14 protein-coding genes are annotated in these 15531 nt (G+C 54.6%); 8 read left to right on the plus strand and 6 right to left on the minus strand.

Features of this window, described 5'->3' with window-relative positions; translation table 11 throughout:
* Nucleotides 1-37 precede the first annotated feature (37 nt).
* The gene (locus SIB56_RS12425; RefSeq protein ID WP_413324228.1) at nt 38-742 is read left to right on the plus strand and encodes a hypothetical protein; all 705 of its coding nucleotides are present in this window, start codon (nt 38-40) and stop codon (nt 740-742) included.
* A complete protein-coding gene (locus SIB56_RS12430; RefSeq protein WP_413324229.1) occupies nt 742-1560 on the plus strand; it encodes a 3-deoxy-manno-octulosonate cytidylyltransferase family protein in 819 nt (272 codons plus the stop codon). The genes SIB56_RS12425 and SIB56_RS12430 overlap by 1 nt, the downstream gene beginning before the upstream one ends.
* 170 nt (nt 1561-1730) lie before the next feature.
* Here the strand turns inward: SIB56_RS12430 and SIB56_RS12435 are convergent, their stop codons facing one another.
* Together SIB56_RS12435 and SIB56_RS12440 are read right to left on the minus strand one after the other, a co-directional pair.
* Entirely contained in the window at nt 1731-2294 is a 564-nt protein-coding gene (locus SIB56_RS12435) for a KdsC family phosphatase (RefSeq protein WP_413324230.1), read from the minus strand.
* Nucleotides 2294-3280: a KpsF/GutQ family sugar-phosphate isomerase gene (locus SIB56_RS12440; protein ID WP_413324231.1), complete on the minus strand. Its 987-nt coding sequence runs from the start codon at nt 3278-3280 to the stop codon at nt 2294-2296. Before SIB56_RS12440 ends, SIB56_RS12435 begins: the two co-directional genes overlap by 1 nt.
* 176 nt (nt 3281-3456) lie before the next feature.
* Between SIB56_RS12440 and SIB56_RS12445 the strand changes: the two genes are divergently transcribed.
* The 5 genes from SIB56_RS12445 to SIB56_RS12465 all read left to right on the plus strand — a co-directional run bounded on the left by SIB56_RS12445 (nt 3457) and on the right by SIB56_RS12465 (nt 10103).
* The gene (locus SIB56_RS12445; protein WP_413324232.1) at nt 3457-3723 is read left to right on the plus strand and encodes a hypothetical protein; all 267 of its coding nucleotides are present in this window, start codon (nt 3457-3459) and stop codon (nt 3721-3723) included.
* 268 nt (nt 3724-3991) lie between these two features.
* Nucleotides 3992-5050 (plus strand): glycosyltransferase, encoded by a 1059-nt coding sequence (locus SIB56_RS12450; protein ID WP_413324233.1) that lies wholly within the window; start codon nt 3992-3994, stop codon nt 5048-5050.
* Nucleotides 5043-6287, plus strand: coding sequence for a CCA tRNA nucleotidyltransferase (locus SIB56_RS12455; RefSeq protein WP_413324234.1), 1245 nt, complete (start codon nt 5043-5045; stop codon nt 6285-6287). Before SIB56_RS12450 ends, SIB56_RS12455 begins: the two co-directional genes overlap by 8 nt.
* 336 nt (nt 6288-6623) lie before the next feature.
* Complete coding sequence (locus SIB56_RS12460; protein ID WP_413324235.1) at nt 6624-7502, plus strand: sulfotransferase; 879 nt, start codon at nt 6624-6626, stop codon at nt 7500-7502.
* A 207-nt stretch (nt 7503-7709) separates the two neighbouring features.
* Complete coding sequence (locus SIB56_RS12465) at nt 7710-10103, plus strand: UvrD-helicase domain-containing protein (RefSeq protein ID WP_413324236.1); 2394 nt, start codon at nt 7710-7712, stop codon at nt 10101-10103.
* 38 nt (nt 10104-10141) lie between these two features.
* Here SIB56_RS12465 and SIB56_RS12470 read toward each other — a convergent pair whose 3' ends face one another.
* From SIB56_RS12470 to SIB56_RS12480, 3 genes are all read right to left on the minus strand, one after another.
* A complete protein-coding gene (locus SIB56_RS12470; protein ID WP_413324237.1) occupies nt 10142-10831 on the minus strand; it encodes a hypothetical protein in 690 nt (229 codons plus the stop codon).
* Between the two features lie 429 nt (nt 10832-11260).
* A complete protein-coding gene (locus SIB56_RS12475) occupies nt 11261-12085 on the minus strand; it encodes a glycosyltransferase family A protein (RefSeq protein ID WP_413324238.1) in 825 nt (274 codons plus the stop codon).
* Nucleotides 12086-12287: 202 nt separating this feature from the next.
* Nucleotides 12288-13085, minus strand: coding sequence for a hypothetical protein (locus tag SIB56_RS12480; protein WP_413324239.1), 798 nt, complete (start codon nt 13083-13085; stop codon nt 12288-12290).
* Between the two features lie 187 nt (nt 13086-13272).
* On the opposite strand from SIB56_RS12480, the gene SIB56_RS12485 reads away from it, so the two are divergent.
* Nucleotides 13273-13536 carry a Nif11-like leader peptide family RiPP precursor gene (locus tag SIB56_RS12485; protein ID WP_413324240.1) on the plus strand — a complete coding sequence of 88 codons (264 nt, stop codon included), beginning with the start codon at nt 13273-13275 and terminating at the stop codon, nt 13534-13536.
* On the opposite strand, the gene SIB56_RS12490 is transcribed toward SIB56_RS12485, so the two are convergent.
* Nucleotides 13518-15491 carry a hypothetical protein gene (locus tag SIB56_RS12490; RefSeq protein WP_413324241.1) on the minus strand — a complete coding sequence of 658 codons (1974 nt, stop codon included), beginning with the start codon at nt 15489-15491 and terminating at the stop codon, nt 13518-13520. The genes SIB56_RS12485 and SIB56_RS12490 overlap by 19 nt on opposite strands.
* Between the last annotated feature and the right edge of the window lie 40 nt (nt 15492-15531).

Raw genomic sequence — 15531 nt, forward strand, 5'->3', positions numbered from 1 at the left:
TCGCTTTAATCTCGCCTCACAGCCGAAATGCAGGCGGATGGCTAATGCTTCGATCCCAATTTTCATCGGATACGACCCGCGTGAGCGTGCAGCGACCAACGTGCTGATCGACAGCCTGTATCAGCACAGCTCGATGCCTCTGGCGATCACACCTTTGGTGACACCGCAGTTGGAGGCTCAAAATCTCTACTGGCGTGAAAAGGATCCCAAGCAGAGCACTGCTTTTTCATTCACACGGTTTCTGGTGCCCTATCTGATGGGATATCAGGGGTGGGCCCTTTTCCTTGACTGCGACATGCTCTGCCGTGCTGACATCAAATCTCTTTGGGATCAGCGCGATGATCAATTCGGCGCCATGTGTGTGCAGCACGAGCATGTGCCTGGCGAGACGGTGAAATTCCTCGGTGAAGTGCAAAGCGCCTATCCAAAGAAAAACTGGAGCTCGCTGATGCTGCTCAACTGCAGTCGCTGCACCAAACTCACAGTGGATTATGTGAACACCTCCACGGGGTTGGAGCTGCATCGCTTCCACTGGCTGGAGGGTGACCATGAAATCGGTGCTATCGAGGGGGGCTGGAATCACTTGGTGGATGTGCAGGTTCCGCCGGAGACCCAGGAGGTGTCACCGATGCTTCATTGGACGCTTGGGGGACCTTGGTTCCGTGAGCAACGCACCATGGGTGGCCCACTGGCTGCGGAATGGTTCTCCGCCCGTGACGACGCCATGAAGTTGTGGGACTGATGACGATTCAGCGATCTGTTGTTGCGGTGCCTGCTCGTTTGGCGTCCTCCCGTCTGCCTGACAAGGTGTTGGCTGATATCGGTGGCAAGCCGATGATTCAACGGGTGTTGGAACAATGCGCCAAAGCCCACGGTCCGGCGTTAGTGGTGCTTTGCACCGACAGCTCTCGCTTGCAGCAGTTGGCTGAGGGTTGGGGCTTCCCTGTGTTGATGACGTCGGAGGCCTGCAGTTCCGGCAGTGAACGGATTGCCTCGGTGGCTGATCCGTTGGTGGCTCTTGCCTGGGGTGAGTCTGCTGATGGCTGGGAGTCCGGCGTCCGCGCGCGACGATTGGCCAGCACGGCGGTGATCAATGTGCAGGGAGATCAGCCTTTTCTGGAACCGGATGTGGTCACCGCGATGGTGGAGGTATTCGGTCGGCGTGATCCTGTGCCTGCGGTGGTCACACCGGTCTATCGGCTCCAGCCCGACACCATCAACAACCCTGCGGTGGTGAAGACTTTGCTGGCACATGACGGGCGGGCGCTCTATTTCTCTCGCTCCGCGATTCCCCATGTCCGCGATGTAGACCCTGCTGAGTGGCATCAGCACACTGACTACTGGGGCCACGTAGGTATGTATGGCTTCCGCGGGGATGTGCTCTCAGCCTGGGATCAGCTTCCCTCCTCACCGCTTGAGAATCTGGAACGGCTCGAGCAGTTGCGCCTGATTGAGGCAGGCCATACCATCGCCACGTTTCAGGTGGATGGCACGTCGTTGTCAGTGGATACAGAGGAGCAGCTGGAGCAGGCTCGCCAGATGGCACGCACTCAGAGTTGAGTCCGGCGACTGGTAATCGTTCACACCACTGGTGGTCGTGAGTTGCTTTGCAGACTGAGATCTGTGGCTATCCCCGTGCGCAGAATCACCATCCTTGTGGTGGCCTTACGGTACCCCTTTTTCTGAGCCTCTATCCCAAGAAAACCACGCCACCGTGATTCGTGTTGCAGCTAGTCATTTCGGTCTCTCCAGCCATTGCGGCTCAGGTCGTCCCAGAGGCCTCTGGCCTTGAGGATGTGTTCTGCCAGCTCGCGCACGGCGCCATGGCCACCACGTTTACTCAGCACCGCGTCGGCCTGCTTCCGAACAGCAGGGCAGGCGTCAGCTGGCGTGATCAATAGTCTCACTTGATGACGCAAGGCGAGATCGTTGAGGTCGTCGCCGACGAAGGCTGTTGTGGCTGTTGTGGCATTCATTTGCTGTTGAAGCTTTTGTAGGGCTGCAGGTTTGTCCTTGACGCCCACCATGCAGTGTTGGATTCCCAGTTGATGCGCCCTCGCCTCGGTAGCACCCCCTTTGCCGCCGCTCAGAAACGCAAGCTGCACTCCCGCTTGTTGCAGGAGACGGATGCCCATTCCGTCTCGAACATCAAAGCGTTTCTGCAATAAGCCATTGGGGTCTATCCAAAGGCCTCCATCGGTTAGCACTCCATCAACATCCAATACCAACAAGTTGATGCGGCGCAGTGCCTGACGTTGGCGACGCCAGCGGAGCGCGTTGAAAACCTTTGTCATCACGCCAACCCTGCCTGGACCAGGTCGTGGAGCCGCAGCAGACCTTCCAGCTCTCCGGTGGCATTCACGACGGGAAGAACGGAAATCGGTTTGCGACGGTTATGTTCCATCCGCTGGATGGCATCCACGGCCATCAGCTCTGCCGTCACAGTGATCGGATCGGCAGTCATCAGATCACAAGCTTTCAGACCTGACCAAGTTTCGGGGTTGTTGTCCCTCAGCGCCCGTCTGAGATCGCCATCAGTGATCAGTCCGATCAGGCGTCCCCCATGCTCTGGATGTTCGACCCAGCCACTGCCGATGGCGCCCTGGGTGAGCTGACTAATCACCTCTGGTAGAGGGGTCTCGGGCTGGAGTGCGGGTAGTTGCTCGGCGGGCACCATCAGATCGGATACGGTCATGGTGAGTTGTTTTCCCAAAGAGCCAGCTGGGTGATTGATGGCGAAATCAGCCTGGGAGATTCCCCGTCGTTCCATCCACACGGCGGCCAATGCATCGCCGATGGCCATGGCCACCGCCGTGCTGGCTGTGGGAGCAAGGTTGAGAGGGCAGACTTCGCGATCGACTGAAGCTTCCAGCACCAAATCACTCCCCCGGGCTAGTGATGATTCCGCCCGCCCCACCAGGGCGATGCGCGCTGTCCCCCGGCGTTTGAGGTGGGGCAGTACCTCCAGGAGCTCGTTTGTTTCACCGCTATTTGAAAGCAGCAGGCAGACGTCGTCTGGAGCGACCACTCCCAGATCCCCATGCAAAGCATCGAGGGGATTGAGGTAGAGCGCCATCAGGCCGATGGAAGAGAAGGTGGCGGCAATTTTGCGGGCGACGATGCCGCTCTTCCCTACGCCCGTAATCACCAACTTGGCTTTGCGATCTGCGCAGCGTTCGAGCAGAGCCAAGGTTCCTTCAACCTGATCGGCACTCAAGCGGTCAGCCGCGGCAGCGATGGCGGCGGCTTCCTCCTGCAGGCAGCGGGTGAGTGCAGACAAGGCAGATGGCGACGCGCGTCCGTCGATTCTGGGCCCTTGTGCTGCCCTTAAGCTTTTCGCGTGACTGGAAGGTTCGTGAACAAGGGGCTTAAGGCTTTACCGCTGATAGCGCAACGCCTCTGTGGCTCTGGGTTCGCGCAGAATGTTTTGCAGATTTTGGTGACCTGCACACCACATTGGCGGCGAGGGCCGTTCTGGCGCCAGACAAGCTCCAGGAACTGGCGACTCCTGGGGGTGATGTGCGCTTTAAGCCCCAGGCCATTCAGTACTGGAGTCAGGGCACACCACCGGCTGATGTGCAGTCACTCAGAACCCGTTGGGATCAGCTAAAGCAAGGTCTTGGCTTGCCTGAGGTACAGGCGTTCAGCCAGCAGGCAGCGCGCGCCTGGATCGCCGCCCATCAGCCCGAGTTTCTGGTGGCCTTTGATTCAGCCCCCCACTAACGCCGCTGAATCGGATGTGTTCCGCTTCATCCATTGCATTTGATTCAGGACTGCTCGTTTGGGCCAGCTACTTACGTAGAGGCTTTTGAGAGCGTTTGCGCAAGCCATGGCCCTGCCTGGGCTTGCCATGAACACTTGCCGCTGTTCAGCGGGGAGCGTCTCGTTGTTGGCGCTGGCAAAAATCTTGTTTATAAGCGCTACTGACAATTGGAAAGTGTGGGCTCGTAGCTGAATGGGGATGCGTGCACAGTTGCGCTTAGCTCTCGGCATGCCGGCCCCAGCGCGGCGGCCATCACCGGTTCGGTGTTCGGCGCAGGGGCCCTGCCGGTTGATCGCTTATCTAAGCAAAGGCTCTCAGGGTTGGATTCTCGACTTCCTCTGGCGCGATCTCACGTCGGCAACGGTGTGGGGCGAGCAAGGTGCACCTGAATTGTGTGTGGCGTCGGATCGCGCCAGCCTGGCTGCGGCCATGGATGGGGCCAATGCTTTGGTGGTGGTGATGTTCCAGGGGCATCTTCAGCGCTTGTTGCGCGATGGCATTCCGCCCGAGCGCGTCATCCTCTATCTCAGCCATGTGCGTATCGGCCTGGCGCTGCCGGATCTCAATCGCTTGCATGCCGTTCTCGCGCTGAATGGCCAGGAACAGGCGCTGTTGCGCATTTCAGGCGTGAAGCCCCAGCGCTTGCACTGGTTCCCTGCGGGCTATGACCCGGCCAAGTTTTTCCCCGGTCCTTCTCTGAGTCAACGCCCGATCGACGTTCTGCTCGTGGGGCGTTACGTACCCAAATCCAACCCCAACTATCACGAGCGCAAGCGCTATGCACTGTTGTGTGATCTCGTGGAGCTGCTCTGTGAAAAGGGCCTGAGGGTGGTGCTTTTGGGCAGAGGTTGGCAAGCCTGTGAGTACCAACTTCCAACGGCTGTGGAACAGATGGATGTGGCCCATGCCGCTTATGGGGAGCTTTACCGGCAGGCTCGGCTGGTGTGCTCGGTGTCGGCCCAGGAGGGGGGGCCAGTGTCGTTCCTCGAAGGTTTGGCCAGTGGTTGCTTGATGCTGTCGGTGGCTACTGGTTTTGCGGCTGATTTTCAGTGCGGCGTCGATGGCATCTGGCATCTGCCGCTGTCGGCTGAGGCTGCCCAGTGGTGTGAACAGATTCAGCAATGTCTGCAGATTGGTCAGGCAGATGCCGAGTTAACAGCTGGTGGCTGTTCACCTCTGCGGCAGGACTATCTACGCAGCGCTGATTTCGAGCGATTGGCACTGCAATTGCGCCAGCTCTGTGATCAGCCGGTGGCAGACGGCAGCATGGAGCGACCCCATGGTTGATCGCCTGCCTGTGCAGCTGCCTGGCATCCCGCAAAGTGTGTTGCTGGCTTTGCAAGATCAAGCCCGTCTGCAGGGAGGGGTGCGACTGGCCTTGGTTGGGGGTGCAGTGCGCGATGTCCTGCTCCATTTCAACCACAGCGATCCCTGGAGAGATCTTCCCGATCTTGATCTGGTTGTGGAGGGCAACACGGAGGCCTTGGCCCAGGGCATACGCCAACGGCTTGGGGTCGAGCGGGTTCCGGAGCTAAGGGTGCATGGCAGTTTCGGCACAGTGGAGATGGTGCTCGATGGTGTGTTGCTGGACCTGGCCCAGTCACGCCAGGAGCACTACCCAGCGCCTGGTGAAAATCCAGTAGTGGATCCAGGTCTGCTCGTTGATGACCTGGCTCGGCGCGACTTCACGGTCAATGCCATGGCGTTGGAGCTTGGTGCTGGAGAGGCTGAGCTTTTGGATCTCCATGGGGGGCAGAACGACCTCGCCGCTCGCCAGCTGAACTTTCTGCACGCGGGGAGTGTGAAGGACGATCCAACCCGCGTTGTACGCGCCGCACGTTACGCCGCCCGGCTCGGTTTTGAACTGGCACCTCAAGCCCTGGAGCAAGTTCAAGCCACGGTGGGGGCATGGCCGTGGCGATGGCGCCCGGGTGATGGGCTGGACGGGGTGCCGCCAGCTCTAGGCACCCGTTTGCGTATGGAGCTGGAGTTGTTGTTTGCGCGTGAGCCCTGGCAGCAGGCCCTTTGTTATCTGCAGGTTTGGGGGGCCTTGCCCCTGCTTGACGCATCACTCCAGACCGATCGATTTCTGTTCCGTCGTTTGCGGCGGGCCGAGCGATTGAGTGTTCCTCTTCTCTGTGCCTTTGTGGCGGCTTCCGAGATGCCCTTGCTGATGGCCCAGCGGCTGCAGTTACCGCTGCAGCACCAGCGTTGGATTGCAGAGCGGATGGACTTCCAGGCTTGGCTGGCCGAGCAGGTGCTGCCCCGCCCTTGGCAAGGATGGTCTGCGGCCCATTGGACGGAGGAGTTAGAAGCAAGGCCATGGAGTGCTGAGGTGGTGGCGCTGGAGGTCGCCTTGATGACCCCTTGCTGGAGGCCCTTACTGCGCTGGTGGGGGAGATGGCGCCATGTGAAATCGCCGCAGACAGCACGTGACTTGATCGCCAAAGGCTTTCAGCCAGGTCCGCAGCTCGGGGAGGCCTTGCGCCGGTCTCGATTGCAGTGCCTGGAGTCAATGCGATGAGCGGGGAGACCCGGGCCTCACGCGCAGGCTGGAGCATGACCGTGGTGATGATGATGTGAAACGGATTTGTCTTACGGGCCCTGTCGTTGATCGATGCCACGGGCCTTTGCAGCAACGGGCCCTACACAGTGGGCAAGAGTTTTCAGCCGAGCTTCACGGTTCAGCAGACGGCACCAGGCCGCGGCTGAATTGTTTTTCTAGTTCGGGCCCTCGCGGTGAATTGCCGCTTCCAGAAGGTCGAGATCGCAGACTTTGGCGCTGCCCCTTTGCCCAGCTGCAGCAGTGCCATCTGGAGGCACCCTTACATTCAGAGCGCCTTTGACTGTGCCGGGACAGATGCAGCCGAAGAGCCAGCAGACGCTCCAGCCTCGGGTGCTCTACATCACCAGTCGTGGTCACAGCGGCTCCACGCTGCTGTCACTGTTGGTGAGTGGTCACAGCCAGGTGGTGAGTGCTGGTGAGCTGAAAATGCTCTCCAATCCTGATCCGCAGCGACGTCTTTGCAGTTGCCACCGTCAGGTGCCCTCTGAGTGCCCCTTCTGGGGGGCTGTGGAACAACACGTGCAAAGCCTGGTTGGCTGTTCCCTTGATCAGCTGCTGCTGGTGGATGGGGGGGATGACGCCACTTTCATGAGCCATAACGAGGCTTTGTTCACCGCGATCGCTGAAGTAAGCAACAGTGCGCTGATTGTTGATTCCTCAAAATCTCTGCCTCGCCTGTCTCGACTGCTTTCGGTTGAGGCTCAAGGGGCTGCATTCACACTGCATCCCGTGCATTTGCACCGCGGTCCGTTTGGCTCGATGAACAGTGCCCGCAAGCGTGGAGATGCCCTTCGCCAGGCGGCTTACAACTACGTTCGTTTGTTTTTTCTAACTCGTGAGCGGCTGCGAGGAGTTCGCGCGCTCCGGGTGTACTACGAGCGACTGGCCGCTGATCCTCGTTCGGAGATGGCTCGGGTGATGGCCTGGCTCAACCTCCCGCTGGAAGAGGGCCAGTTTCAGTGGCGGGATGGCATCCGCCGCGACATTCACGGCAACGACATGCGTTTCGGCAGTTCGGATCAGATTCGGCTGGATCAGAGCTGGCGCCAGCAACTCACATTGAGCCAGAAGCTGGGGGTCTTGGTCTGGACCCTGCCGTTGCGACTGCGTTCCCCTTGGTTGTTTCGCCGACTGCGGCTTTGGATCAAACCTGGAGTGCATCCCTTTCCCTGATGCCGTACATCACCGGCCATTGATAAGCACGACGGCAGCGGCGCCCGCGCCAACATCAATCAACCCGATGGTGATCTAGGAGCCCGCTCAGGAACTTTGGTTGTCGTTGAGCGGGAATCTATGAGCAGCAAAGCCTTAAGGCCTACTCGCGACGGTGGCAAGGCCATGTCTGGCGCTATCGCCAGTCGTGAGCGATATCCTCACCGCATGAGCTTCCTTGCAGGCCTCAACGACGCCCAGCGGCGGGCGGTGGATCACCATGAAGGTCCGTTGCTGGTTGTCGCGGGCGCAGGCAGCGGTAAAACGCGAGCACTCACACATCGCATTGCCCATTTGATCGGTGAACACGGTGCTGATCCATCCCAGATCCTGGCCGTGACGTTCACCAACAAAGCGGCGAGAGAGATGAAGGAGCGGCTGGAGTTGTTGTTGGCTCAGCGTTTGGCTCAAAGTCAGTTCGGCCAACCCTGGAGCACGCTGCCCCCGGTTGAGCAGCGCCAGTTGCGCTCACGCATCTATCGGGAGGTCACCAAAGAGCTGTGGATTGGCACCTTTCACGCTCTGTTTGCGCGGATGTTGAGGTACGACATCGACAAGTTCAAAGACAAAGAGGGTCTTACCTGGACGAAGCAGTTCTCCATCTATGACGAGGCTGACGCACAGAGTCTCGTCAAGGAGATCGTGACTCAAGAGCTGCAGCTCGATCCCAAGCGTTTTGAGCCCAAAAAGGCGCGCTGGGCGATCAGCAATGCCAAAAATCAGGGTTGGCTTCCTGATCAGATGGAAGCCAATTCCGATGGTCAGCGCGGCAAGCTGGCAGCGGATGTCTACCGCAGATACCGCAAAGCTCTTGCTGCAAATAACGCTCTCGACTTCGACGATCTGCTGCTGCTTCCTGTGCAGCTGCTTCAGCAGAATCAGCAGGTGCGCAGCTATTGGCACCGCCGCTTTGCCCATGTGTTGGTGGATGAATATCAAGACACCAATCGCACCCAATACGACCTGATCAAGCTGTTGGTGACCGATGGCAAAGATCCCCAGGGTTACGACAACTGGTCCGGGCGTTCGGTGTTCGTGGTGGGTGATGCTGACCAGAGCATTTACAGCTTTCGTGCTGCCGACTTCACGATCCTGATGGGCTTTCAGGACGACTTCGGCGACCAGGCGCCGGATGACGACACGCGCACGATGGTGAAACTTGAGGAGAACTACCGCTCAACAGCAACGATCCTGGAGGCGGCCAATGCCTTGATCTCAAACAACAGCGAGCGCATCGACAAAGTGCTGCGTCCCACCCGCGGAGAAGGGGAGCTGATTTCTCTTACACGTTGTGATGACGAGATTGCCGAGGCCGAATCTGTGGTGCATCGATTGCGCATGATGGAAGCCGCCAATCCCGAGCTGAGCTGGGGTGATATGGCATGTCTGTATCGCACCAATGCCCAGTCGCGAGCACTTGAGGAATCGCTGGTGCGCTGGCGCATCCCCTATGTGGTGGTCGGTGGTTTGCGCTTCTACGACCGCCGTGAGATCAAGGATGTGCTCGGTTATCTACGCCTGATGATCAACCCTGCTGACACCGTCAGCCTGTTGCGGGTGATCAACGTACCGAAGCGTGGCATCGGTAAAACAACGATCCAGCGGCTTACGGATGCGGCCAATCAGCTGGGAATTCCTCTTTGGGATGTGGTGAGTGACCCCGAGGCGGTGCGTTCCTTGGGAGGTCGTTCCGCCAGGGGGCTGCTGCAGTTCTGTGAATTGATCAATGGTCTGCGCGAGCGTGTTCACAACACGGCTCCATCGGAACTGATCCAGCAGGTGATGGAGCAGAGCGGCTACGTCAGTGAGCTGATTACCGAGGGCACCGACGAAGCTGAAGAGCGCCGACGCAATTTGCAGGAGCTGGTCAATGCCGGTCTGCAGTACCAGGAAGAGAACGATGAGGGCGATCTCGAGGGATTCCTCGCATCGGCTGCTCTGGCAAGCGATGCGGACAGTAAAGACACCGCAGCCGATCGTGTCACGCTGATGACGCTACACAGCAGCAAGGGTCTGGAGTTTCCTGTGGTGTGTCTGGTGGGAATGGAGCAGGGACTTTTCCCTAGTTACCGCTCACTCGACGACCCTGCTTCTTTGGAGGAAGAACGTCGTCTTTGTTATGTCGGAATCACCCGGGCAAAGGAACGTCTGTTTCTCTCTCATGCCAGTGAACGTCGCCTTTGGGGTGGTATGCGTGAGCCTGCCGTGCCGAGCGTGTTTCTCTCGGAGCTCCCGGAAGCTCTGGTTCAGGGAGAAATTCCTCGTTCAGGAGGTGCAGCGATCCGCAGGGAGCAGAGGCTCGATCGCCTCACGCGGGTCGATCGGGAGAAGTCAAGTGACATCAGCACTCCTGCCAACGCCGTTCGTCGCCGACAGGCAGGCCCAGCACCTGGAAAGAGCTGGTCTGTAGGTGATCAGGTGACTCACGCCAACTTTGGGGTCGGCGAAATCACACATACTTTTGGCAGCGGCGAAAAAGTCTCGATCGCTGTGAAGTTTCCTGGGATGGGGCCGAAGATCCTCGACCCGCGTTTAGCCCCAATTGAGCCCTTTCAGACATGAATGATTTGAGCTGAATAAGGAAATTTATTTGTGTATTGTTAGTTCATATTGGTAATCTCAATGGGTGTTGCAATTACCATATTTTTGGCATCTTCTCCCGATTGTTTGCTTAAAAAAGCAACCATGTCTTGTAGGGAATAGGCTTTTAAAACCGTTGGAGATTTTGCGTTTTGGTTAATTTGATTAATTATAAGAGCCATCGATGTGAATGAGAATCCGCAGGGTACTCTTGTGGTGGGTGTCCCCCCATCATTTGGAGTGATTTTGACTCTGATCAATGGATCTGGGCAGAAAATATAGGGTTGGCTTTGAGCCAATGTGCGAGCACTTTGTATTTCTACCCCTTGTTGCATTTGCAATCCAATAACTGCTGGGATCTGAGCTGGATCTGGTACGTAAGCTTTCGCCAAGTTCTGATCTTTTTCTTGAGCGGTCAGAAATGCAGATTCAAACCGAGTGAGTGAGAGAGGGGCAACACGGAATTCGCCTGAATTGCCGGTACGCTTTTGCCACCCTTTAGCAAATTGATCAGCAGCCAGCCGTGAGAAAAACGCCACCATCCCAACGTCTTTGATAAGCATCAACTCGCCCGTCTCGTCTACAGGAGTCAGGATGATCACATTTTGGAACTTTGAATCGACAGCCTCTGGTTCCAGTGCATGGGCCATCGGTACTGCTAAGGGTGATCCAAATATTGCAAGTGATAGTGCCACCGAACGAATCGTCATCATGATGAAGTAAGTCTCAGGATTTAAGCATTTTTGACCATCTCCGTTCGGTTCTGACAGGAAATGTGAATATAAATTGCTGTTTTTGATTTTCCCCCCTGTATTCGCTGTACAGAGAAGTGTTCCTCAAAACCTCCTTGGAGATGTGGCTGAAGCGGTTTTGAGGAATTCTTAGTTGATAAGAAGAAATCCTTCCACCACTGTAATGGCGTAATACCTTTATTTGGCAAATCCCTCTTTATGGTCATTGTGATACTGATTTAATTGATATAGAATTTGCTTGATAAACTCTCTGGATTTGCGGATCATGTTTTTCTTGGAGATTGTTTTTGGTTAAACCGTCAAGGTGATATGGTTTCGGCTGATTGATTAAATCGCTAATGTATGTTGCTTTGGCTGTGATTTTGTCTTTGAAATTCGTATAAATTTTCAGGAAGAAGATGCTCCAGGAAGGGTAGGGCCGCTGAGAGTTGATCCGTACTGGCTCCCTCCTCCTGAATTTTGCGAAGTAGATGGATGATTCCATCTGAGGTGCATTCCTGTGCGATTGTGAATATCCTCGAAATCAATCCTCTCCCCAATAGAAGCCCAGTCAATGTCGTGGACATCATTGGGAATTGGACGATTAAGCGACAGATAGCCCCAGCTGTAATGGGCAGTGAATACAACACTGGGTGTATGGGTTCCCGCTACGGCTAAGTTGTAATGGGTAATTGCTTCTCGGATGAAGCGATCACAAACAGGACTCAGACATGTAGGCATCATTCCCCACAGAGGCAGCACTCGAAAAGAGGATGGATAAAAGACATAGCATGATGTATCGATATGTCGATGAGCCAGGTCTTCTTCCGGAATACCCGGGATCAGAGTTCCATCTGGGAGAGCACACTCGCGGCCCATTGCCAGCACATCAGCATTCGGATGGTCTTGCTTCAACGCTGCCACGGTATTGAGATGGCAGGTTTTGAACCAATTGTCGGCATCCAGAAAGAGAATTGGCCAATAACCCTGATTGATTGCTGATATCGCTCCAATGCAACGAGGAGTGTTGCCATTGTCCCCATGGGAATTGGGCAATGTGATGTGATCTATATCCCAGTTTTCTAGTTCTTTTCGCGGATGCCCATCAGCTACCATGAAATGTCGAACCTGCCAATTCCCCTCCTGTTCAATACAACTTAAGTGGCAACGTTTGAGAACTTGAAGGGATTCTTTGTAGTACGGGGTGATGATTGCTGCACCATTTGGACCCATTACTAGAGACATGCTGAGCTTTTGCTAAAGATGTGAACTTTTTGTATTGAATTGCAAGGGTTGTTACTCCGAGCTTATCGGTTGAGAGTGTGAATTGCGTTTTCGGGGTTAGGTTTTTCTGCAACCATGTTTGATGGCGAATCAATGTGAACTTTCATTGATGTATTGCTGGAGCATGATATCTGAAGGCGGCCTTGATTTTTCAATTTGGAGTGGAACTGCTCTTTACCTTGCGCTGTGAACCACTGCGTCTTTTGCTAGCAGGTTTGGCTTGTCTTGTGTTTTTGGTGTTGGCCTTCTGTGAGGACTTCGTGGGAGCTTTCTGACTGGAACGCTTTTCAGCAATGGTCTCGGAGCTGGAGGTTGATGCCGATGGAGCGCTCAGTGGTGTTGTCCCCGTGGAAGCGGTGGGAGCCTTGAGCTGCGCACTCAGGCATGTCAGCAACTCAGCCTGAGATGCTTCTGAAAACGCATAATTGCCGACATGGGTCAGCGCAAAGCGTTTGGAGATGAATATTTGGCCACCAATCTGCCTCCAACGGTTGCAAAATAACCAGTCTTCACTCATAAAAACTTTTTCTCCGAATAAGCCGCACTCGAAATAGGCGTAGAGGTGCTTATTGATTGACGGATCAAGGCCACAGTCATCCCGATATTTAAGTTCTGGCTTGGCTTTCGCCATACGTGCAAAAACATCGCGTTTCATTAGCAAAAATCCTGTTCCGATTCTTTCTACCTCGGCCTTGGTCTCATCTGATTCGCCGCTTGGTAGTGGATTGATGACGTAATTAATCGGCAGGCTTTTCTTTGGATATCCTCCACCGATTACATCCACATCTTCCTGTAGCAGCATCAGGATGTATTCAGGTTCGAAACCGATATCAGCATCCAGAAACATCAGATGGGTCGCGCGAGGGTTGTGCATGGCACGCGCCACCAGTGCATTGCGCCCTCGGGGTATCAGGCTCTCATTGACCAGGGTGTCGAGACTCCACTCCAATCCCCACTCGGGGGCTCTGGTGATGAAACGTACAAAGCTGGTGAAGGTGACCTCCGATATCTGACCGCCGAAACATGGAATCAGAAAATGGATATGCACGTGGATCCTGAGTGGTTTGGGCAAATTTTATGGGGGATTTCTCCCAGGGAATGAGATGATCATCCTTAGTCCCCTTTCCTGTAACACCATGGCCGTCCAAGATCTGGAGTCGTTCCTGGCTAAGATGGAAAATAACCCTGATCTTCAAGATCAGATAAGTCAGCTTGATTTGCAGGGTGTTTTGCAGTTGGCTGCCAAGGAAGGGTATCAACTACGTGCGGCGGATTTGCTGCGTGCTCAGGCTCAGCAGATTCTTGCCATGAGTGACGACGAATTGGATCGGCTTGTAGCTGGTGGGTTGGATGATCTATTTGATATGCAGGATTTTCAGGCTTACTTGGATCGTGGCTGAGCTGAAAGTAAGAAAGCAGCAGCAAGAAATCCTTTTTGCTCAGGAATCAAGGCACCTTCCATGCTCCCTCTCCACTGCCAATTGTCCTGATGTTGGGGATTCATTTGGTCAGGTTGAGGCAGCTGCATCACGATGATATCCTGAAAGGCTTGTGGGCTATCAATCAAATCTGCTAGCAGAGTTCTACCTTCTTTTTGTTCAGATGTAGTGCCATGGCGCAGAAGCATCAGACTTTGGCAGAATTTTTTGAAACGATTTCCAGTTTCGGCTGGAATCGCTTTGTCTGCAGTGAGTGTGAATGATTGATTTAGGCATCTTTTCACTTCGCCTCTTGGCAGGCTGCCTCGTGGAAGCAAGCTGAGAATTAAACCATCGAGCGGCCACCAATAACTACTGAACAATTTTTGATTCAGGCGATCTCGTAGTTTTTGAAGAACCTTCGTTGAGTTAGGCATTGCCGGGTCCGAAGCCCAGTTCGCAAGAACGCAATCATGGGGAGAGCACCAGCCATTCAGCTCTTTGAGCGGCCGATTAATGAAATTCGCAATGGGTTGACGATATGGATAGGTGGGCAAATTATTTTGATCTTCAAATCCCTCTGCAAGAAATTTTTCAAGTGTGTTTGATGAAGAATATCCTAGTGCTAAAAGGCAGCGTTTCAACCAGATTGAGCTATCTAAATCTGCTGGTGTTTTTTGATTGTATCCGACAGGTTGAGGAGAATTAAGTATCTCCTTCAGCGCAACCACTTGGTGCTCAAAGGTTCTCTGTAAGCGTGAATCCTCACGCCTCTTGGCTAGCAGAGTGAGGCAGGCGAGTGGTACCCACCTATCCGAAGTTCCCGCGGAGAGGGAAAATCCTTGCCAGAGCTCGTCAGACTTGGTTAAGCAGTCAATCGCGTGGTCGAAGGGTGAGATTTTCTTCTCCTTTCTTCCCGACGTTTTCGATAGGGGTTCTATCGTTCTTCTGCCAGTTACGATGACTCCTGCATAGGCTTTATGGTCGGCTAATTGCCTATTTACTACAATAATTTTTTGGTGACTCAGCCCTCCGCGCAGTGATAGTTGTTTCCCCTCATATTCAACCGTGGGTAGATGAATTGATGTTGTTATTAACTTTTTGAGACGAGCATGTGGTAGGAGAGCTGGTTCATATGGCCAGGATGGCCATTGTTCTTCATTGGCGGGAACTTCCCCTGGGTAGCCAACAATGGTATGCTGTAGTCGATATTTCGGAAATATTTCTAGAGCGTAGTGTTCATCTGGTTTTGACTGACTTTGAAGTGCGATTGCAATTGGAAAACCCTCTATTGTTGAACGTAACCTTTCGGGAAAATAAATTGCTTCAAGAAGAGCTGTGGGTTCCTGTATTCCAAATAAAAATCGCCAGCCACTTCCGTTTGGTGCAAGATCAATACCCAGTTGATCTGCCCCTGCCAACGGTAACTTTTTCAATGAGTTCCACCACTCTTGCGTAGGTAGCGGCAATCTGTTTTGCAGCAAGTCGCTGAATTGTGAGTGCAACTCTTCAAGTTGCGCTTGTAGGACTTCCTGGCTGAGTGGCTGCAGAGTTTGACGGAAAAGTAAGAATGGTTGACCGGATCTGCGGCGCGGAGGTCTTGTCAGCTCAATCCAGGTTTCCTGACAAAAAATATTCTGTGCTTGTAGAAAGGGTCGTAAATCGTTGATTTCTAGCCCTGAGGCAAAAGTCCCGTCCTCGTGAATCAGTGGTTGGAGCAGGTTCTTCCAACGCTGAAGTCGGCCATTGAGGACCCAAGCCGCTATTTGGGGCCGACGTCGCAGCCCGTCTTTGGAGAGTTCAAGTCCGATCGCCGGGGCTTCAACAGGAGTTAAATCCTGGAGGAACTGACGCTGAAAAGAAGAGGGTGCAAATGCACCGAACAGTGTCTCAATCTGAGACTCTTTCGTCCAGAAGCTTTCCCAGGTTGGATGCATGCCCGCCTTCGTTCGGGGCGACATGATGGCAGTTGCTTTG

This window comes from Synechococcus sp. MIT S9503 (genome assembly GCF_047304175.1).
Classification (GTDB): Bacteria; Cyanobacteriota; Cyanobacteriia; order PCC-6307; family Cyanobiaceae; genus Synechococcus_C.

Excerpts from the sequence above, each read along its gene's own strand:
- SIB56_RS12425 (WP_413324228.1), top strand. The coding sequence starts at position 38 with ATGGCTAATGCTTCGATCCCAATTTTCATCGGATACGACCCGCGTGAG.
- SIB56_RS12430 (WP_413324229.1), top strand. The coding sequence starts at position 742 with ATGACGATTCAGCGATCTGTTGTTGCGGTGCCTGCTCGTTTGGCGTCC.
- SIB56_RS12435 (WP_413324230.1), bottom strand. The coding sequence starts at position 2,294 with ATGACAAAGGTTTTCAACGCGCTCCGCTGGCGTCGCCAACGTCAGGCA.
- SIB56_RS12450 (WP_413324233.1), top strand. The coding sequence starts at position 3,992 with ATGCCGGCCCCAGCGCGGCGGCCATCACCGGTTCGGTGTTCGGCGCAG.
- SIB56_RS12455 (WP_413324234.1), top strand. The coding sequence starts at position 5,043 with ATGGTTGATCGCCTGCCTGTGCAGCTGCCTGGCATCCCGCAAAGTGTG.
- SIB56_RS12460 (WP_413324235.1), top strand. The coding sequence starts at position 6,624 with ATGCAGCCGAAGAGCCAGCAGACGCTCCAGCCTCGGGTGCTCTACATC.
- SIB56_RS12465 (WP_413324236.1), top strand. The coding sequence starts at position 7,710 with ATGAGCTTCCTTGCAGGCCTCAACGACGCCCAGCGGCGGGCGGTGGAT.
- SIB56_RS12470 (WP_413324237.1), bottom strand. The coding sequence starts at position 10,831 with ATGACGATTCGTTCGGTGGCACTATCACTTGCAATATTTGGATCACCC.
- SIB56_RS12475 (WP_413324238.1), bottom strand. The coding sequence starts at position 12,085 with ATGGGTCCAAATGGTGCAGCAATCATCACCCCGTACTACAAAGAATCC.
- SIB56_RS12485 (WP_413324240.1), top strand. The coding sequence starts at position 13,273 with ATGGCCGTCCAAGATCTGGAGTCGTTCCTGGCTAAGATGGAAAATAAC.
- SIB56_RS12490 (WP_413324241.1), bottom strand. The coding sequence starts at position 15,491 with ATGCATCCAACCTGGGAAAGCTTCTGGACGAAAGAGTCTCAGATTGAG.